This window comes from Novosphingobium marinum, from assembly GCF_013408095.1.
Classification (GTDB): domain Bacteria; phylum Pseudomonadota; class Alphaproteobacteria; order Sphingomonadales; family Sphingomonadaceae; genus Novosphingobium; species Novosphingobium marinum.
Genome location: NZ_JACBZF010000002.1, coordinates 752,638 through 770,210, shown reverse-complemented (window position 1 = coordinate 770,210; position 17,573 = coordinate 752,638). Strand labels below are relative to the sequence as shown.

The window sequence follows — 17,573 nt, the reverse complement described above, 5'->3', positions numbered from 1 at the left end:
AAATCGGGCTTTTTCGCAAATATAGAGCCCATGTCGATCATGGGCGCGCGCTGCGAACGGGAGTCCGCCAATTGCCGTATTTCCTGCGCTCCTGCATCCGTGAACGGGTAGGGCGGCGATGAGCGGAGGCTACACGCCGATAACCATCGAATTGTCCGATGCGCTCGACAACCCGGATCGGCGATATCGCCCGGATGCCGGCGACGACGGGATCGCCTGCACCGTGCGTGACGAAGGCGCGCTGGTCGGCTTTTCGCTGCATCCGTCCGCGAGGATGGGTCCCGCCGGGCTCCGTGCAGGCGATGCCGTGGACGACGAGGTGCGGCAGGCGGCGATCTGCAACCGGCTCCGCCCGCGAGTGCCTGCGGACATCGCCGATGCTCACAAGATCACCGTTGCGATCTGCAGCAGGAACAGGCCCGTCTGGGTCGCACGCCTGCTCGACTCGCTGCTTCCGTTGCGACGCGAGGTACCGTGCGAGGTCCTGCTGGTCGACAATGCGCCGAGCGACGACCGCACGAAGGATGTCGCCGAGGCTCGCGAGGGCGTGCGCTACGTGCGCGAACCGAAAGCCGGGCTCGATTTCGCGCGAAACCGAGCGGTCGCCGAAGCGTCTGGACGGATACTGGCATTCCTCGACGACGATGTCGTGGCCGATCCGAACTACCTCATCGGCCTGCGCCGGGCATGGCTCGAAAACCCGGACGCCGGGGCCATGACGGGCCTCGTCATGCCTTTCGCGGTGGAAACCCCGGCCCAGGTCCTGTTCGAAAAGCGCGGGGGGTTCAGGCGGGGCTTCCGCCCGCTCCGCTTCGGCGCGAGGCGGTTTCGCGACCAGCTCCACCCCTGCGGCGCAGGGAGCTTCGGTGCGGGCGCGCACATGAGCTTCGACGTCGAGCTTGTCCGCGCGCTGGGCGGTTTCGACGAGGCGCTCGATACCGGCAGGCCGCTTCCGGGCGGCGGCGACATCGACATGTTCTACAGGGTGCTGCGGGCCGGGCGGCCGCTGGTCTACGAGCCGCAATGCACCGTCTATCACGAGCACCGGCGGGAGATGTCGCAGCTTCGCCACCAGTTCTATACCTGGGGCCTCGGCTTCATGGCCTACATCGCCAAGTCGATGCGAACCGACCCGGAGATGCGCGGGCCGATGTGGCGAACCGTCAGGTGGTGGCTGCGCTACGGAGTCCGCCTGCTGCGCGACGACATCACGCCCTTCGGAATGGTCCTTGCCGAGTTCCGGGGCGGCGTTAAGGGCTTTTTCGGGGAATACGACCGGTCGGCGCGGCGCTCGGAACGCATCCGGCGCGAAGTCGCTTGAATCTCGAGCACTTCCCCTGCGCCGTCGTGCGCATCGACATCGGCGCGCCCGCGCGGGCGCTCGACCTGCCCGAGGGATTTCGCAGCGTCCATGTCGTCTACGAGCATGAAGGCGTGCCCGTTGCCACCCGCGTTTTCACCGCCGAGGAACTTCCGCTCCCGCCGACCGCCTCGGCTTCGCTTGCCGCCGACGCCGTCGCCCCGCTGGTAGCGGCATCGGGGCAGGACCCTCGCGAGGCCACCCCGGCAAGCGTCGTCGGGGAGCGCAAGGTGGCCGGCAGCGCGCTTTCGGGCAGCGCCTCGATAATCGTCTGCACGCGCGACCGGCCCGGATCGCTGGAACGCTGCCTGCGCGCGCTCGACGCACTCGAAACCCCTCCCCTCGAGATCGTCGTCGTCGACAATGCGCCGCTGGATGGCCGGACGCGACCCGTCGTCGAGCGGTTCGGAAAGGCGCGATACGTCGCCGAGCCCGCTCCGGGCCTCAGCCGTGCGCGCAACGCTGGCATCGCAGCCGCGTCGGGCGACATCCTCGCGTTCACGGATGACGATACCGAAGTCACGACGCACTGGCTTGCGATGCTCGCTTCCGGCTTCGACGATCCGCGAACCGGCTGTGTCACCGGCCTGGTACTGCCCGCCGACCTGTCGACCGAGGCGGCATTCCGTTTCGAATTCGGGTACGGCGGTCTCCAGCGCGGGTTCCTGCCGCAAACCTTCGGACCACGCTTCCTGGAGAGCAGACCATGGGACGCACCCTACCTCGATGCGATCGGCGCGGGTGCGAGCATGGCGCTTCGCCGCGCAGCCCTCGACGACGTCGGCCCGTTCGACGAGAGGCTGGGTGCGGGCGCGGCGGGATGCAGCGAGGATACCGAGCTCTGGCATCGCCTGCTCCTGAAAGGCTGGACCTGCCGCTACGAGCCGCTGGCAAGCGTCTTCCATCATCACCGCGACAGCGCCGACGCGCTACTGGAGCAGACGCGCAGCTACATGCGCGGACACGCGGTTGCGCTGTTCGCGCAATATGCGCAATCGCGAAGGCTGGGTCATCTCGGGCGATTCTTCCTCCACCTGCCGCGTACCTATGCGAAGGCGGGGATGCAGTTGCCGTTCGGAAACGACCCGATGCGCCGCAAGTTCTGGTCGGCGGGCGTGGCGGGGCTGGCCGAAGCGCCGTTCTACTGGCTGCGCCACCGCAGTTCCCCCAGGTACGGCAGCAGGCGCGGCAGCGGCGAATGAGCGCCATGGTCGCCAGGGCCCCGCTTCACCTGTTCCTCGCCGGAAATCCGTTTCGCGGCGCGCTGACCGACGGTCTCTTCTTTCGCGACAAGATGCGGGCGATCCACCGCGTCGCGCCCGACCTGACGGGCAGCCAGATCCTCGAAATCGGGGGCGGACGCAGCGGCCTGACCAAGCTGCTCTATCCCGATGCCGAAGTCGTCAACCTGGACGCCGATCCGGGTGTCGCCGATGCCGCATGCAACCTGCAAGCCGGGCAGCGGCTCGTCACAGGCTCGGCAACGGCGCTTCCGTTCGAGGACGAGAGTTTCGCCTGCGTCACGATGTTCGACATCCTCGAACACGTCGAGGACGACGCGCTCGCGGCCAGCGAAGCGATGCGCGTGGTGCGCAGGGACGGTGTAATCATCGTCACGACGCCCAGCCGCGAACGCTGGCGCTACCCCCACTACCGGTTCATGCGGCCGCTATGCCCGCCGGAGGAACGCCTTCTGCGCGAATGGGGACACGTCAGGCGCGGTTACCGGCAGGAGGAACTCGATGCGCTGTTCGGGCGGGCTGCGGAAGCAACGGGCAGCTTCGTGAATTCGGGGCTCGCGCTCAGCCACGATATCGCCTTCTCGAAGCTGCCTCGCCCCCTTCGCTTTGCCGCGCACGTCCTTGCCGCGCCGGTCTCGCTGGCAGGGTGGCTCGCCAACAGGCCCGGCAGCCCCGGTGCCGAGATCGCGGCGACCTGGCGAAAGCCCGGATCGCCCGACTAAGCATCGCGGTTACTGCGGAGCGGTACGCTGTGTCGGGGTAAGCGATGCGAAGTCCGGTCCGCTACCTTGGTCGCGTAGTCTCGAGAGCCGGGTCCTGCGCCGCGAGAGCCTGCCCGGAGCCGACAGCGCGAAGCGGATCGTCGCGAGCGGGGCGATGGAAAACATACGGAGCAGCGCACCGGCGATCCGTCCCCAGGCCCCGGCGCGGGCAAAGCGCACGATCGCGTGCGAACGCATCGCGAACCGGGCGCTGCGAAGTTCGGCCGGCTCGAGCAACCCGCGCTTTCCCAGCTTCTCGACCACCGCGACGATGCCGCGGCCCATCGCGAGATCGTCGTTCGACATGGCTTCGGCGTGGGTCCGGTACCCGACGAGGAATTCCGGGACGAGTTCGATCCGGTGCCGGCGCAGGATCCGAAGCTGCAGGTCGAAATCCTCGCACCCGCCAATGCCCCTTTGCGCGAACTCCGGGTCGAAACCGCCCAGTTCGATCGCCAGGTCGCGGCGCACGAGCAGGCTGCTGCCGTTGCCGACGTGGTTGTCGAGCAGGTGCTGGGCGAGGAAATCGCCCCGCAATCCGCCCTCGGCCCCGTCCCACAGGACGCGGTCGTCATCGTCGATACGGCGATAATAGGTATAGCAAGCGGCCCACTCGGGCGAATCGCCGTGCGCAAGTAGCGCGGCGACCTGTTTCTCGATCTTCTGCGGGTGCCAGAGGTCGTCGGCGTCCAGAAATGCGACATACCGGCTTTGCGACAAGGCAAGGCCCCTGTTCTGCGCTGCAGCAACGCCCTGGTTCTCGATAGTATCGCAACAGACGCGGTCATGCTGCCGCGCAACGATTGAAACAATTTCTGCGGTGCTGTCCGTGGACCCGTCATCCACGACGATGACATCGAGATTTTCGTAGGTCTGAGCCAGAACGCTTCGCAGCGTCTTTTCTAAATGCTTTTCCGCATTATAGGCAGGTATTATTGCGGTCACGCCCGGAATCGTCCCTATCGCGCTAGACATTTACTGCCCCAACGATCGGCGCGCGATTGAAGACTTTGTTATCTGGCATTTTTTTGCGCAATTGTTAGATACACCGCTGAATGCTATAAGAAATTTTCGAAGCTTCGATTAAGGCGAATTGTAACGCGCATGTCGATATCCCCGATTTCCGGTCGGCGCATCCTCTTTGCGGGAGGCTGCGGGTTCATTGGTTCGCATCTGATCGATGCGTTGCTGCAGCGCAGCGACGTCGAGCAGATAATCTGTGTCGACAATCTCTGGACCGGGCTCGAGGACAATGTCCGCCACGTGACGGACCCCCGCTTCAGCGTCGTTACCTGCGATATCGAAAAGTTCCAGTGCGAAGACCGCTTCGACGAAGTCTACCATTTCGCCTCTCCCGCGTCGCCGCCCTGGTACATGAGCGATCCCTATCGCACCATGAGCGCCAACATCGGCGGCGCGATGCGCATGCTCGACCTGCTCGCGCCCGATGGAAAGTTCTGTTTCGCCTCCACCTCCGAAGTCTACGGAGATCCGCTGGTTTCGCCGCAGCCGGAAAGCTATCGCGGTTCGGTGGACTGCACCGGCCCGCGCTCCTCGTACGACGAGTCCAAGCGCGCGACCGAGGCGCTGCTGTTCGAGATGCGCCGCACCCGCGGCACCGATATCCGGGTTGTCCGCCTGTTCAACGTCTTCGGCCCGCGCACCCGTCCCGACGACGGTCGCGCGGTGTCGAACTTCATCACCCAGGCACTCGCCGGGCGGCCGCTGACGATCTACGGAGACGGGCTCCAGTCGCGAAGCTGGGGTTACATCGACGATATCGTCGAGGGACTCGCACGGTATTTCTGGCGCGACAAGATCGACTATCCCGGACCTCTCAACATCGGCAACGACCGTGAAGTGAGCGTCATCGACGTTGCCCGATACGTTTCGCAGGTGATGGGCGGGTGCCCGATACAGCACGAAGCTCCCGTCCCGCAGGATCCCACGAACCGCTGCCCCGACCTGACGCTGGCACGCGACCTGCTTCCCGGATGGGAATGCAAGGTCGACTACGAGGAGGGCGTGCGCAGGACCATCGACTGGTTCCGAGAGGAAACGGGCCGCCCGGCCCCGCGGATCACGCTGGTTTCCTGAGGCGCACCGCTTCAGGCAAGGCCCGCGTGTTCCAGCGCCTTGTCCACCGCCTTCATCGCTTCTTCGCTGCACGGGACGAGCGGCAGGCGCAGCTCGTTCTCGATCCAGTCGTGAACGCGGCTCAGCGCGTACTTGCACGGTCCCGGCGAACTGTCCTCGAACATCGCGTAGTGCAGCGGGTAGAGCTTGTCGTTGATTTCGCGCGCCTTCTCGAAATCGTTCGCGGCGCAGGCGGTCTGGAAGTCGGCGCAAAGGCGCGGTGCGACATTGGCCGTCACCGAGATGCAGCCCACGGCCCCGGCGGCATTGGCAGGCAACGCCAGTTCGTCGTCACCCGATAGCTGGCAGAAATGCCTGCCGATTCCCATGCGGTGGTCGGTAACGCGCGACAGGTCGCCGCTCGCATCCTTGATGCCGACGAAAGTGTCGGGATAGCGCTTGGCCAGTTCGCAAACAGTTTCGGGCATGATGTCGGTCACCGTCCGGCCCGGAACGTTGTAAAGGATCACCGGAAGGTCGATGTTCTCGGCAAGGTAGCTGAAATGGGCGAGCAGGCCTTCCTGGCTCGGCTTGTTGTAGTACGGCCCCACGACCAGCGCGGCCTGCGCGCCGCACTTCTTCGAGAAGTTCATGTGAAGCAGTGCGTTCATCGTATCGTTCGACCCGCAGCCGGCGATCACCGGCACCCGGCCCGCCGCCTGCTCGACGCAAACCTCGATGACCCGGTGATGCTCGGCATTCGACAGCGTCGAGTTCTCGCCGGTGGTACCGCACGGCACCAGCGCCGACGATCCGTTTTCGATCTGCCAGTCGACAAGGCGGCGGAATGCGGCCTCGTCGAAAGCCCCGTCGCGAAACGGCGTGACAAGCGCGGGTATGGAACCGGAAAACATCTGGATTACGTCCCTCCTCGACCATCGCCGGAATTACGGACGGCGCGTCATTCAGCGCCTGATAAGGAGGCGCTTGCCAGATTGTCTAGGGAAAGCCGCAACGGCAGGCACGCTTCCGCACGATCCACCGGTCGATCCGGTGGACGAATGCGGGAGAGGAACTTGCCATTGCGCGGCCACTTTCCCTAATTGCCCCTGCAATCGGATACCGGAACCGTACATGCCCAGATTCTCCCCGACCACTCTTCCCGCTTCCTCGCTGCTGCTCCGTGGTTCGGCGGTCGCCCTGCTGGCGGCAACCGCATGCATGTCTGCGCCGGCGCTGGCCCAGAACGGCGCCGAATGGGACCAGGCGCGCGCCCGGCTCATGCAGACGCAAAGCGGCACGATGCGCCAGGCGATCCAGCGCTGGGAAATGCTCAGCCGGTCGGGCGACTACCAGTTCAGCGACTACGCCGGTTTCATCATCACCTATCCGGGCTTTCCGCAGGAAGAGAAGCTTCGCCGCTATGCCGAGGCTGCGCTCGAGGACGAGATCGTGGACAACTCTACGCTCGTCGCCTTCTTCGACCGCAATCCGCCGCTGACCAACGACGCGCGCGGGCGCTACGCACTGGCACTGTCAGCGCTGGGCCGGAGCGAGGCCGCCGAAGTTGCGCGACAGGCATGGCGCGGCGGTCCGCTTCCCGAGACCGCAGCGGCGTCGATCTTTGCGCTATTCGGCAACCGCTTCACGCCTGCCGATCACGATGCGCGGATGAACGCGCTGCTGTGGGAAGGCGACGAGGCGCAGGCCGCGCGGCAGATTTCGTACGTTTCCCCCGGTTCGCGCGACCTGTTCATGGAGCGGCTTTCGCTGATGCAGGGTGCCGCGCCCGGTTCGCTCGGCCTGCCTTCCACAGGCGAGATGCTGCGCGACATCGGGTATATCTACAACCGCGCGGTGCAGGCCCGGCGTTCGGGCAACATCGGATCGGCGATCAACCTCCTCGCCACGCGGCCCGAGGCGCAGACCCTGCCCTTCGACGAGGATGCCTGGGTGCGCGAACTGCTGACCGCCGCGCGCGGAGCGAGCGCCGACAGCGCGGTTCGCATCGCCGCGTCCATCGACGATGGGTTCGCGCCCGGCACCGACATCAGCACCAAGAGCTTCCGCCTGCGCGACGACTATACCTCGCTCATGTGGCTGGGCGGCACCAAGGCGCTCTGGGAACTGGGCGATGCTCGCCGCGCCGCGCCGCTGTTCTATCGATACGGCGCCGCCGCACAGACCCCCCCGACCCGCTCGAAGGGCTTCTACTGGGCCGGTTGCGCCATGGCGCAAGCCGGCGATGCTGCGGGGGCGAACCGGTATTTCGAGCTTGCCGCGCAGTATCCCGATCACTTCTACGGCCTCCTGTCGCTCGAGCGGCTCGGTCGCCCGATACCCTCGCTCGACGATCCGCCAAGCATCGCCCCGACGCCCGACGAGCGCGCCGCTTTCGAGGCGCGCCCGATCACGCAGGCGGTACGCGAAGTGGCGCGCGGCGTCGACTGGCGCACGGGCGTGCAGTTCTTCCGCGAGATCGCCGAACAGGCCGGAACGGAGGCCGAGCACGTGCTGGTCGCCGATCTTGCGCGCGAGATCGGTCGGCGCGACCTTGCCGTCATCCTCGGCCAGTCGGCACATACCGATGGCCATGGCAATTTCCACACCACGTCCTTCCCGCTGATCCCCACGCCGCCGGGGACCAACTGGACGATGGTCCATGCCATCTCCCGTCAGGAGAGCCAGTTCGCACAGAACGCGATCAGCCATGCAGGCGCGCGCGGACTGATGCAGCTGATGCCGGCAACCGCGCGCGAGCAGGCAGGCAAGATGGGCCTGGGCTACAGCCTTGGCGGCCTGATCAGCGATCCCGATTACAACATCCGGCTCGGTGACGGCTACTTCGCGCGGATGATGGACTATTACGGCGGCGCCTACCCGCTTGCCGTCGGTGCCTACAACGCCGGGCCGGGCAACGTGAACCGCTGGCTGCGCCAGAACGGAGACCCGCGCAACGGCACTATCGACTGGATTCGATGGATCGAGGAAATCCCGATCTACGAGACCAAGAACTACATCCAGAAGGTGCTGGAAAACGCCGTGATCTACGAACACTTGAATGAGGGACGCGCGTTCGACAGGGGCAACACTCCGCTCAGCAGCTTCCTCGGCAAGCGCACGCCGGGCTGACGGAAGGCCGGGGGGTGCAGCAGGGTGGGCCGCCGATCACGCCGCAGGGCATGGCCGCGCTGCGAGCCCGCTACGACCACCTGCTTGGCAAGGAGCGGCCCGAGATCGTCGAGATCGTGAGCTGGGCCGCCGGCAACGGCGACCGATCAGAGAACGGCGACTACCTCTACGGTCGCAAGCGCATGCGCGAGATCGACCGCGAGCTGGGCTACCTTGCCCGCCGGATGAAGAAGCTGCGCATCGTCGATCCGTCCGCCCAGCCCGACCGCACGAGGGTGTGGTTCGGCGCGACCGTAACCGTTGCGGACGAGGACGACGACGAGCGCGTATGGACCATCGTCGGCGACGACGAGCAGGACGCAGGCGCGGGCCGGATCGGGTGGAGCGCACCGCTTGCAAGGGCGCTGCGCGGAGCGTCGGTGGGCGACTTGCGCACCGTCAGGCTCCCGGCGGGCGAAAAGGAGTGGGAAGTTCTCGCGATCGGATATCCCGATGCGTAGCCTTGCGCTTGCCGCCGCGACGGTCGCCGCTCTGGCGACGGGGCACGCGCAGGCCCGCGACAGCCTTGGCCTCTATGCCACGTGGGGCGCCTTCCGCGATCCCATGGTCCCGCGTTGTTACGCCATAGCGAAGGCGGAACCGAGCCGGAAGGAGCGCGATTACCAGCCCTTCGCGGCGATCGGCACCTGGCCGAAGCGGGGCGTGCGCGGGCAGATTCACTTCCGCCTATCGCGCGAAATGGCGAAGGACGCCGCCATCCTGCTTCGTGTAGGAGACGAACGGTTCGAGCTTGCGGGCGGCGGCGGCGATGCCTGGGCAACCGATCGCAAGATGAACGCCGCGATCACCGCCGCGATGCGCTCTGCCCGGAGCATGACCGTATCCTCTCGCGACAAGCGGGGGCGGCGTTTCTCCAATACCTGGACGCTCTCGGGCGCAGCCTCGGCGATGGACGCAGCCTTGCTCGGCTGCGCCAAGCTGGGCCGGTAGCAGAAGGGGCGAGCCACCGGCCCGCCCCTCCCGTCGCGAACTCCGCCCTCGTCAGAAGCGCATGCCGACGCTGGCGACGACCTGGTGGCGGTCGGTATCGATATCGAAGCGCTCGCTGTCCGGAATGTCGCCATCGAAATCGACTTCTGCCCTGGCGTAGTTCGAGTATCGGTATTCCACCTTCGCGAAGGTGCGCTCGCTCAGCGCCTGCTCGACGCCGGCGCCCACGCGGTAGCCATCTGCATCGAAATCCTGCCGGAATTCCGTGGTGCCGTCGCTCGACAGGACATCGAACTTGGCATTCGTGTACCCGGCCTTTCCGTAGATCAGCGTGCGCGGGGTCGCCTTCACGCCGATGCGCCCGCCGATGTACAGGTCACGGTTGGCCTTGACGTTGCCGAAGCCGAATCCCTCGAAATCGCCGTTGTCGAATTCGGTCTTCGCCGTGGAATCGGTCAGTTCGGCTTCCGCGCCGGCAACGATACTTCCGAAATCGTGATCGTAGCCGATACCCACACCGTAGAGCAGGCCGTCGATCGACTGGTCGTTGTCGACATTGGCGTCGTCGTCGACGCTGCTCCCCGCCTTGGACACGTCGTAGCCGAGGACGGCCTCGACGCGCGGTCCGGTGAACGGCGAGGCGTTCTGCGCCAGCGCGGGTACCGAGACGAGCGCACTGCCGATGGCGAGCGGGACGAGAAACTTTTTCATTGCGTACTCCATTCAACAGCGACGGCTTGTGGCCGCCGGGACCGGTTGAATGCCGAGAGGCGAAAGAAAGTTTCCTGAACCTGAAATAACAATACAACTGCCGCTCTGTCGCCACACCTCGTGGCCGATATGTTCGGGAGAAGCGTCGGACGGAAAGTCTCGATGCGAAATTTTGCGCGAACGGCAGGAACGCACTATATGCGCCCGCATCATGTCCCAGACAGAACAGATGCCGATCCCCGGGTATATCGACCCGGTCCCCGTTCCGCGCGACAGCGTCGTCGATGGCGTGACCCCGCGCGAGGATGGCCGGATCGACCTTATCGGCCTGCCGAGGAAGCGCATCGCCGAACTGTTCGGCCATGCGGGCCTCGACGCCAAGCAGGCGAAACTGCGCGCCAAGCAGGTCTATCACTGGCTCTACCACCGCGGCGTCACCGACTTTGCCGCGATGACCGACATCGCCAAGACGATGCGCCCTTGGCTGGCCGAACGCTTCTTCATCGGACGCCCGCAAGTCGTGGAAGCCCAACATTCGACCGACGGGACGCGCAAGTGGCTGTTGCGCACCGCCGATAGCCACGATTTCGAGATGGTGTTCATCCCCGATGCGGATCGCGGCACGCTGTGCGTATCAAGCCAGGTCGGTTGCACGCTCAACTGCCGGTTCTGCCATACCGGCACGATGCGGCTCGTGCGTAACCTCACCGTGGGCGAGATCGTCGGTCAGGTCATGCTCGCGCGCGATGCGCTGGGAGAGTGGCCGAAGGGCCGGATGGACGGGCTCGACGAAACCGAGGACGAAGGCGGCTATTCCGCCGACGGACGGCTGCTTACCAACATCGTGATGATGGGCATGGGCGAGCCGCTCTACAATTTCGACAACGTGCGCGACGCGCTCCGCCTCGTCATGGACGGCGACGGGCTGGCGCTCTCGAAACGGAGGATCACGCTTTCGACCAGTGGCGTCGTGCCGCTGATGGCGCGCTGCGGCGAGGAAATCGGCGTGAACCTGGCTGTCTCGCTCCATGCCGTCACCAAGGACGTGCGCGACGAGATCGTGCCGATCAACAAGAAGTACGGCATCGAGGATCTCCTCGAGGCATGCGCGGCCTATCCCGGCGCATCCAACGCCCGGCGCATTACGTTCGAATACGTGATGCTGAAGGACAAGAACGACAGCGACGAGGATGCGCGCGAACTCGTCCGCCTCCTGCGCAAGTACGACCTGCCGGCCAAGGTGAACCTCATCCCGTTCAACCCCTGGCCCGGCGCGCAGTACGAGTGCTCCTCGCCCGAGCGCATCCGCCGCTTTTCCGATATCGTTTTCGAAGCCGGAATCAGCGCGCCGGTGCGCACCCCGCGCGGCCGCGACATCGACGCCGCCTGCGGCCAGCTCAAGACCGCATCCGAACGCAAGAGCCGCGCCGAACTGGACCGGCTCTATGCCGAAAAGGAGGCGGCGCTGGGGTAGGTCAGGGCGCGCTATCCAGCGCGGGCCATTCGTCCAGCGAAACTGCTACGGGTTCGAAATCGAGGATCCTGCCCTTCTCTTCAACCGCTGCCAGAACCTGCGGATCGGCACGGAGCCGCTCCAGCGTTTTTTCCCTCGCTTCCGGATATGAATGCCCAAACGCTCCAAGCCGGGGCTGAAAGGCATCGACCACGAATGCGTAGTCGTCGCCGTCAAGCAAGCTCAGCGCTTGTTGGCGCGCGGCGTCGTAATCGCCCAAATCGAGCATCAACTCGAATTCCAGCGATGGCACGCCTTTTCTCGCGTCGGCGATAGCTGCCATTGCCGGATCCGACCGGTAGTCGCGGCCAAGGCCATGGAGAGCCCTCAACCGGATGCTCTTCATCTTGAGCAGGGCGAGTTCATTGCCGGTTGCCTCCTCCAGGATTGCAATGAGCGAATCGGTCTTCTCCAGCGCTTTCCGATAGCGCCCCCTGTTGGCAAGAAAATCCGCATAGTTGGCTCCGACCGACAACTTGGCGCGGTTGGCGAACCCATCGAAGAACAGTTCGGCGTCCTTGTACATCGCCTCGGCCGCGTCGATGTTGCCCGCATTGACATGCGCTCGCGCGATCGGCGAAACCCACGCCGCGTAGAACGCGTCTGCCTCGCTGCGGTTCTTGCGCTGCATGACCGCGCGCAATTGGGGCTCGTAGCGTCCCGTGAAAAGCACCGGTTCGACATAGGGTGAGAGCGTGCTCAGAAACCAGCCGAACCGCTGGGCATCGTCGGAACGGCTGATTGCGCGACCGGATTCGATCAGCCAGGTTCGCACCAGACGGGTGCGCAGCTCGGCAGAATCGAATTCGACATCGTTCCAGTAAGGTTCGAAAGTGCGGTAAGTGAGGATTTGCGCCAGTTTGCTCGGGTCCGCGATGCGTGCGAGCCGCAGTCGAGCTTCCTCTTCGAGCCCATCCTCGGCCAGAGAACCGAATGCCTCGTATGCGACCGCCGAACTCGTGAAAGGGTCCTTGGCAGCGTAACCGATACGGTCGAGCGCAAGATAGAGCTGCTCAAGCGTCTCCATTTCCCCGTTGGCAGCCAGATTGCCGGCTAGCGCGGTGAGGTATATCGGGTCGATCAAATTTGCCAATTCGGGTGATTGCTGCGCAAGCTCCATCCAGGCGTTCGCGGCAAACCCGACTTCCGGCGTATAAAAGCTCAGGCCTTCTATGGTCCAGAGCCACGCCACCGGGATATTGGGGTACTGCCGAAGGGCTGCCTTCAGTTGCGCCGCCCCTTCGCCTTTCCTGCCCGCGGACAATATTTGCCTGCCCTTGAAGAGCTTGAGCAGGCCGGTCGCTCCCGATGCTTCGCTGAGCCGCGCGGACAACGCGTCGACCCTTTCTATGGTCTCCGGCCGAATCACTCCTTCCTGCATCTCACGAAGTAGCGCGATAACATCCGATCGATATTGCTCATCGGCTTCGATCAGCAGCGGGACCGGCGCGGTCGCGTTGCTCCAGTCGGGTGCCTCAGCGAGCGCAGCCGCCGGAGCAAGCGAGACCATTGCTGCAACGATCGTGAGGATGACCTCTTTCAGACGCCGCATCAGATTCCCTTTTCCGTCAAAGCACAACCATATCGGGACTTTGAGGTGATCCAATCGACAATGCGATAACTCATCTAGCTTCTGTCGGCGGCATTCGTCGCGCCGCTGCCACAGCCTGTCTTTTCTCAATGAATGCAGGCTTTCGTTCATCTGACGTTGTGGAGCGATGAACGAGGTCCCGCGTTGACAGGGCAACCCGAAGCGACCTGGAAGGAGCATCCAATGCGAACGAAATTCCTGGCGGCCGCGATTGCCGCGACGATGGCTGTTCCGGCGGCCCCCGCCTTTGCCGACCCGCCGCCCTGGGCACCCGCGCATGGCTATCGCGACAAGAAAATCTACGATTCGCGCGGACGCTACATTGAACCGCGTCGCATGGATCGGCGCGATCGCGTCTGGCGCGGGCGCGACGGTCGATACTATTGCCGCCGCGACAACGGTACGACCGGTCTCATCATCGGAGCGGGCGTCGGCGCGCTTGCCGGGCACGAGATCGCCGGACGCGGCGACAGGACGCTCGGCGCCATCATCGGCGGCGTGGCCGGCGGTCTTCTCGGTCGCGAGATCGACAAGGGCAGCCTGCGCTGCCGCTAATCGGTTCGGGAAGGGGGCGCTGACCGATTCCGCGCCCCCTTCCCATACTGCTGCTTTCAGCGTCGATCAGTTCCGGGTGTCGGTACCCGATCCGTAGCCGGCGAGTTCGATCCTTCGCGATGTGACCGTCTGCAAGTTGTCCTGAGCGCGTATCAGCCGCTTGTTGGCCTTCGCCAGATCCTCGCGCGCGTCATCGACGTCGTCGCGCGCTTCGCGAAGTCGCTTTTGTGCCTTGTCCATCTGCTTGCGGCGCTTCTCGACCGTTTCCAGCCTGTCGTCGACCGTCCGTGCGAGCTCGCGTTCCCGCTTTTCGAGCTCGTTCCATTGCGCTTCTTCCTGTGCGTTCAGGCCGTCCGGAGCGGCCTGTGCGGCAGCGGGGACGAGAGCGATGGATGCAGCGGCAATCGCTGCAGATACGAGCGTGCGTGGCATGTCGTTTCTCCGTTTTTCGAGTTGCCTTTGAGGATTCAAGGAATTGCGCGGGAAATTGTTTCGAACCAGCTCTTCCCTTGAAGCCGTCGCTATGCTGATTTCCCGGACATGACCGGCGACCTTGCCACCAATTCCACGCGCCCCGGCGTGCTCGTTACTGGCGGGGCGAAGCGTATCGGAGCGCGGATCGTAAAAGGGTTTGCCCGCGCCGGATGGCACGTGACGATCCACTGCAACAGCTCGCGAGAGGAAGCCGACCGACTGGCCGCGAGCCTGCCGCACGCCTCCGTCGTGACCTGCGACCTTGCGGATGGCGATGCTGCCGTCGCGATGATCGAGGAACTTGCGGAAACGATCCGGAACTGGCGGGTACTGGTCAATTGCGCCGGCCTGTTCGAGCGCGATCTCGCGACCGGTCTCGATCCCCGTACCTTCGGGCGCGCGATGCAGGTCAATGCCGCCGCCCCGGCGCGCATGGCCCAGGCCTTCCTTGCCCGCGCCCGGGCTGACGGCGGGCGGCGCGTCATCCACCTGACCGACCAGAAGCTTGCCAATCCGAACCCCGACTTCTTCTCCTACACGATGAGCAAGCATGCGCTGGCATCGACCGTCCGCATGCTGGCGATGGCGCAGGACGATCCGCGCGACCGGGTCTACGGGCTCGCTCCCGGCGCGATCCTTGCCAGCCACGACCAGACCGAGGAAGAAACCGAGCGATCGCATCGCCTCAACCTGCTCGAACGCAAGACCGGCGCGGACGAGATCGCGGACGCCGCGCTGTTCCTGGCGGGCGGATGGCTGGCAAGCGGCAAGACGATGTTCGTGGATTCGGGCCAGCACCTCCTTTCGCAGCCGCGCGATGTACTATACCTCGCCCGGCAATGATCGAAGCCTTTGCCGCGTCGACCCTTGTCGTCGCACTCGCGGAAATCGGGGACAAGACCATGCTGCTGGCGATAGTGCTGGCGGCACGGCTGCGTGCGCCCTGGCAGATTCTCTCGGGCATCCTCGTCGCGACGCTCGCCAACCATGCGCTGGCCGCCCTCGTCGGGCGCGAGGTGGCGGGGCTGGTCGAGGCGGACTGGTTCCGCCTCGTCGTCGCGCTCGGCTTCATCGCGATGGCAGGCTGGATCCTGATCCCCGACAAGCTGGGCGAGGACGAGGAAGGCTTCACCCGGCGCGGCAGTGCCTTTCTCACAACCCTCGTCGCCTTCTTCATCGTGGAGATGGGCGACAAGACTCAAGTCGCCACCGTGGCGCTGGGCGCGCAATACGAGGCGGTTCTCGTGGTCGCGGCAGGCACGACGCTCGGCATGATGATCGCCAACGCGCCTGCCGTGTTCCTCGGCGAAGCGCTGGTGCGGCGCATCTCGCTCAGGGCGACGCGGATCGCTGCCGCGCTGTTGTTCCTTGTCCTGGGCCTGTGGCAACTTGCACGGATCGCGGGGTGGCCATAGGCAGGCGAAACACTCTTGCACGGCGAGGCGCGCCAACTAAGGTCGCGCCATGTTCGAACGCAGCAAGATTTCTCAAATCGCATGAGTTCCAGACTTTTCGACAAGGGCATCGGCAGCGTCATCAAGCGCGGCAGGCTGGATGTGACCCACGCCGACGGTCGCAAGGTCTCGTTCGGCACGCCCGAGCCCGGCTTCCCCGAAGTCGCGCTGCGCATGGCCGACAGGAAGGTGACGCGCGACATCCTGATGGATCCGCGCCTTGGCGCCGCCGAAACGTTCATGGACGGCAGGCTGGTCATCGAACAGGGCGACATCATGGGCCTGGTGTCGCTGATGCGCGCAAACCAGCCCTGGGACAGGGGCGGCGCGCTGCGCCGCCCTTCGCTTACTCGCCGTATCAGGGATCGCCTGGCGTTCGCGGCGGCATCGTTCAACGAAGCGACTTCGTCGCGAAAGAACGTGGCGCACCACTACGACATCGGGAATGCCCTCTACCGCCTGATGCTCGATTCCGAGCACATGCAGTACAGCTGCGCCTACTGGCCGCGCGAGGACATGACCCTGGGCGAGGCGCAGGAGGCGAAGCTGGCGCACATCGCGGCAAAGCTGGCGCTCGCGCCCGGCCAGCGCGTGCTCGACATCGGATGCGGTTGGGGCGGCATGGCGATCTACCTTGCGCAGAAGGCCGACGTGCGCGTCCATGCGATCACGCTGAGCGAAGAGCAGCTTGCCCTCGCAAGCGAGCGGGCCGACCTCGCAGGAGTGTCCGATCGCATCATGTTCGAACTTGTCGACTATCGCGACTTGCCCAGGCGCGGTGAAAAGTTTGATCGCATCGTCTCGGTCGGCATGTTCGAGCATGTCGGACGTCCGCAATTCGAAACCTTCTTCCGGGCCTGCGCCAACCTGCTGACCGACGACGGCGTGATGCTGCTCCACACCATCGGCCGGTTCGGCAAGCCGGGCAGCACCGACGCCTTCACCAACAAGTACATCTTCCCCGGCGGCTATATCCCCGCACTCAGCGAAACAGTGGCCGCCAGCGAGAAGGCACGGCTCATCGCCAGCGACGTCGAGACGCTGCGGCTGCATTACGCCAGGACCCTGCGCGAATGGTATCGCCGTTGCGAAGCGAACCGCGCCGCGATCGTCGGCATGTTCGACGAGCGGTTCTACCGTATGTGGACCTTCTACCTTTCGGGCGCGACGGCAGCCTTCGAAAGCGGCGGCATGTGCAATTACCAGATCCAGTACGCGCGCAACCGCAACGCGCTCCCGCTGACGCGCGACTACCTGCACGAAGCGGAAAGCGCGCTTATTCGGGATACTTCTCGAGCATGATGTGCCAACTGAGGTCGACCAGCCGTTCGAGCACGTCGAGGTCTATCCGCTCGAGCCGCGTCACGTAGAGGCAGGACTTGCCGGTCTTGTACTGGCCGAGACGCGCAAACAAATCGTCGGCCTTGGCACGCCTGTCGCAGTAGTTGCCCATTAGGTAGATCGAGAACTTTCCCTTGCGCGGCGAGAATCCCGCCCGCATCCAGTCGCCTTCGCGCCCGCTGTCGTACCTGTAGTGATAGCTGCCGTAGCCGATGATCGACGGCCCCCACATCGCCGGCTCGCATCCGGTGACCCGGCGATGCATCGCATCTAGGACGTGGGTTTCATCCCGCTGGCGGTCGTCCCCGATCGATGCGATGAATTCGACAACCTCGTCCCGGGACCGGTCGGTGTTTTCGGCTTTGCCGCTCATG

The 17,573-nt window shown here is 64.9% G+C and carries 18 protein-coding genes; 12 read left to right on the top strand and 6 right to left on the bottom strand.

The window, feature by feature from the left end; genetic code table 11:
* Positions 1-118: 118 nt before the first annotated feature.
* The 3 genes from FHS75_RS08515 to FHS75_RS08505 are packed head-to-tail and all read left to right on the top strand — an operon-like array spanning position 119 to position 3,323.
* Positions 119-1,321, top strand: coding sequence for a glycosyltransferase family 2 protein (locus FHS75_RS08515; protein WP_179407244.1), 1,203 nt, complete (start codon positions 119-121; stop codon positions 1,319-1,321).
* Positions 1,318-2,562, top strand: a complete 1,245-nt coding sequence (locus FHS75_RS08510; RefSeq protein ID WP_179407243.1) for a glycosyltransferase family 2 protein — start codon at positions 1,318-1,320, stop codon at positions 2,560-2,562. Before FHS75_RS08515 ends, FHS75_RS08510 begins: the two co-directional genes overlap by 4 nt.
* On the top strand, positions 2,559-3,323 hold the full coding sequence (locus FHS75_RS08505; protein ID WP_218845164.1) for a class I SAM-dependent methyltransferase: 765 nt from the start codon (positions 2,559-2,561) through the stop codon (positions 3,321-3,323). Before FHS75_RS08510 ends, FHS75_RS08505 begins: the two co-directional genes overlap by 4 nt.
* A gap of 9 nt (positions 3,324-3,332) precedes the next feature.
* On the opposite strand, the gene FHS75_RS08500 is transcribed toward FHS75_RS08505, so the two are convergent.
* Positions 3,333-4,337, bottom strand: coding sequence for a glycosyltransferase family 2 protein (locus tag FHS75_RS08500; RefSeq protein ID WP_179407242.1), 1,005 nt, complete (start codon positions 4,335-4,337; stop codon positions 3,333-3,335).
* 129 nt (positions 4,338-4,466) lie between these two features.
* Here FHS75_RS08500 and FHS75_RS08495 point away from each other — a divergent pair, with 129 nt between their 5' ends.
* Complete coding sequence (locus FHS75_RS08495) at positions 4,467-5,459, top strand: NAD-dependent epimerase/dehydratase family protein (protein ID WP_179407241.1); 993 nt, start codon at positions 4,467-4,469, stop codon at positions 5,457-5,459.
* An 11-nt stretch (positions 5,460-5,470) separates the two neighbouring features.
* On the opposite strand, the gene dapA is transcribed toward FHS75_RS08495, so the two are convergent.
* A complete protein-coding gene (gene dapA, locus FHS75_RS08490; protein ID WP_179407240.1) occupies positions 5,471-6,352 on the bottom strand; it encodes a 4-hydroxy-tetrahydrodipicolinate synthase in 882 nt (293 codons plus the stop codon).
* Positions 6,353-6,572: 220 nt separating this feature from the next.
* Between dapA and FHS75_RS08485 the strand changes: the two genes are divergently transcribed.
* From FHS75_RS08485 to FHS75_RS08475, 3 genes are read left to right on the top strand one after another with little or no spacing between them, the layout of a single operon-like run.
* Positions 6,573-8,570: a lytic transglycosylase domain-containing protein gene (locus FHS75_RS08485; protein ID WP_179407239.1), complete on the top strand. Its 1,998-nt coding sequence runs from the start codon at positions 6,573-6,575 to the stop codon at positions 8,568-8,570.
* Positions 8,571-8,584: 14 nt separating this feature from the next.
* Complete coding sequence (greB, locus tag FHS75_RS08480) at positions 8,585-9,070, top strand: transcription elongation factor GreB (protein WP_179407238.1); 486 nt, start codon at positions 8,585-8,587, stop codon at positions 9,068-9,070.
* Positions 9,063-9,560: a hypothetical protein gene (locus FHS75_RS08475; protein WP_179407237.1), complete on the top strand. Its 498-nt coding sequence runs from the start codon at positions 9,063-9,065 to the stop codon at positions 9,558-9,560. Before greB ends, FHS75_RS08475 begins: the two co-directional genes overlap by 8 nt.
* A gap of 51 nt (positions 9,561-9,611) precedes the next feature.
* Here FHS75_RS08475 and FHS75_RS08470 read toward each other — a convergent pair whose 3' ends face one another.
* A complete protein-coding gene (locus tag FHS75_RS08470) occupies positions 9,612-10,271 on the bottom strand; it encodes an outer membrane protein (protein WP_179407236.1) in 660 nt (219 codons plus the stop codon).
* A 211-nt stretch (positions 10,272-10,482) separates the two neighbouring features.
* Between FHS75_RS08470 and rlmN the strand changes: the two genes are divergently transcribed.
* Entirely contained in the window at positions 10,483-11,745 is a 1,263-nt protein-coding gene (gene rlmN / locus FHS75_RS08465; protein WP_179407235.1) for a dual-specificity RNA methyltransferase RlmN, read from the top strand.
* Position 11,746: 1 nt separating this feature from the next.
* Here rlmN and FHS75_RS08460 read toward each other — a convergent pair whose 3' ends face one another.
* Complete coding sequence (locus FHS75_RS08460) at positions 11,747-13,486, bottom strand: hypothetical protein (RefSeq protein ID WP_179407234.1); 1,740 nt, start codon at positions 13,484-13,486, stop codon at positions 11,747-11,749.
* A 72-nt stretch (positions 13,487-13,558) separates the two neighbouring features.
* Between FHS75_RS08460 and FHS75_RS08455 the strand changes: the two genes are divergently transcribed.
* Complete coding sequence (locus tag FHS75_RS08455; protein WP_179407233.1) at positions 13,559-13,930, top strand: glycine zipper 2TM domain-containing protein; 372 nt, start codon at positions 13,559-13,561, stop codon at positions 13,928-13,930.
* A gap of 66 nt (positions 13,931-13,996) precedes the next feature.
* On the opposite strand, the gene FHS75_RS08450 is transcribed toward FHS75_RS08455, so the two are convergent.
* Positions 13,997-14,362 carry a hypothetical protein gene (locus tag FHS75_RS08450; protein WP_179407232.1) on the bottom strand — a complete coding sequence of 122 codons (366 nt, stop codon included), beginning with the start codon at positions 14,360-14,362 and terminating at the stop codon, positions 13,997-13,999.
* A 108-nt stretch (positions 14,363-14,470) separates the two neighbouring features.
* On the opposite strand from FHS75_RS08450, the gene FHS75_RS08445 reads away from it, so the two are divergent.
* The 3 genes from FHS75_RS08445 (at position 14,471) to FHS75_RS08435 (ending at position 17,160) form a co-directional block, all read left to right on the top strand.
* Complete coding sequence (locus FHS75_RS08445) at positions 14,471-15,247, top strand: SDR family oxidoreductase (RefSeq protein WP_179407231.1); 777 nt, start codon at positions 14,471-14,473, stop codon at positions 15,245-15,247.
* Positions 15,247-15,819 carry a TMEM165/GDT1 family protein gene (locus FHS75_RS08440; RefSeq protein WP_179407442.1) on the top strand — a complete coding sequence of 191 codons (573 nt, stop codon included), beginning with the start codon at positions 15,247-15,249 and terminating at the stop codon, positions 15,817-15,819. The genes FHS75_RS08445 and FHS75_RS08440 overlap by 1 nt, the downstream gene beginning before the upstream one ends.
* A gap of 81 nt (positions 15,820-15,900) precedes the next feature.
* Positions 15,901-17,160, top strand: coding sequence for an SAM-dependent methyltransferase (locus FHS75_RS08435; RefSeq protein WP_179407230.1), 1,260 nt, complete (start codon positions 15,901-15,903; stop codon positions 17,158-17,160).
* On the opposite strand, the gene FHS75_RS08430 is transcribed toward FHS75_RS08435, so the two are convergent.
* The gene (locus FHS75_RS08430; RefSeq protein ID WP_179407229.1) at positions 17,135-17,572 is read right to left on the bottom strand and encodes a DUF1801 domain-containing protein; all 438 of its coding nucleotides are present in this window, start codon (positions 17,570-17,572) and stop codon (positions 17,135-17,137) included. The two genes, FHS75_RS08435 and FHS75_RS08430, sit on opposite strands and share 26 nt — an antisense overlap.
* Position 17,573 lies beyond the last annotated feature (1 nt).

Bases quoted from the DNA above. Each gene is read 5' to 3' on its own strand.
- FHS75_RS08515 (WP_179407244.1), top strand. From the start codon at position 119: ATGAGCGGAGGCTACACGCCGATAACCATCGAATTGTCCGATGCGCTC.
- FHS75_RS08505 (WP_218845164.1), top strand. From the start codon at position 2,559: ATGAGCGCCATGGTCGCCAGGGCCCCGCTTCACCTGTTCCTCGCCGGA.
- FHS75_RS08500 (WP_179407242.1), bottom strand. From the start codon at position 4,337: ATGTCTAGCGCGATAGGGACGATTCCGGGCGTGACCGCAATAATACCT.
- FHS75_RS08495 (WP_179407241.1), top strand. From the start codon at position 4,467: ATGTCGATATCCCCGATTTCCGGTCGGCGCATCCTCTTTGCGGGAGGC.
- dapA (WP_179407240.1), bottom strand. From the start codon at position 6,352: ATGTTTTCCGGTTCCATACCCGCGCTTGTCACGCCGTTTCGCGACGGG.
- FHS75_RS08485 (WP_179407239.1), top strand. From the start codon at position 6,573: ATGCCCAGATTCTCCCCGACCACTCTTCCCGCTTCCTCGCTGCTGCTC.
- FHS75_RS08475 (WP_179407237.1), top strand. From the start codon at position 9,063: ATGCGTAGCCTTGCGCTTGCCGCCGCGACGGTCGCCGCTCTGGCGACG.
- FHS75_RS08470 (WP_179407236.1), bottom strand. From the start codon at position 10,271: ATGAAAAAGTTTCTCGTCCCGCTCGCCATCGGCAGTGCGCTCGTCTCG.
- rlmN (WP_179407235.1), top strand. From the start codon at position 10,483: ATGTCCCAGACAGAACAGATGCCGATCCCCGGGTATATCGACCCGGTC.
- FHS75_RS08460 (WP_179407234.1), bottom strand. From the start codon at position 13,486: ATGAACGAAAGCCTGCATTCATTGAGAAAAGACAGGCTGTGGCAGCGG.
- FHS75_RS08455 (WP_179407233.1), top strand. From the start codon at position 13,559: ATGCGAACGAAATTCCTGGCGGCCGCGATTGCCGCGACGATGGCTGTT.
- FHS75_RS08450 (WP_179407232.1), bottom strand. From the start codon at position 14,362: ATGCCACGCACGCTCGTATCTGCAGCGATTGCCGCTGCATCCATCGCT.
- FHS75_RS08445 (WP_179407231.1), top strand. From the start codon at position 14,471: ATGACCGGCGACCTTGCCACCAATTCCACGCGCCCCGGCGTGCTCGTT.
- FHS75_RS08435 (WP_179407230.1), top strand. From the start codon at position 15,901: ATGAGTTCCAGACTTTTCGACAAGGGCATCGGCAGCGTCATCAAGCGC.
- FHS75_RS08430 (WP_179407229.1), bottom strand. From the start codon at position 17,572: ATGAGCGGCAAAGCCGAAAACACCGACCGGTCCCGGGACGAGGTTGTC.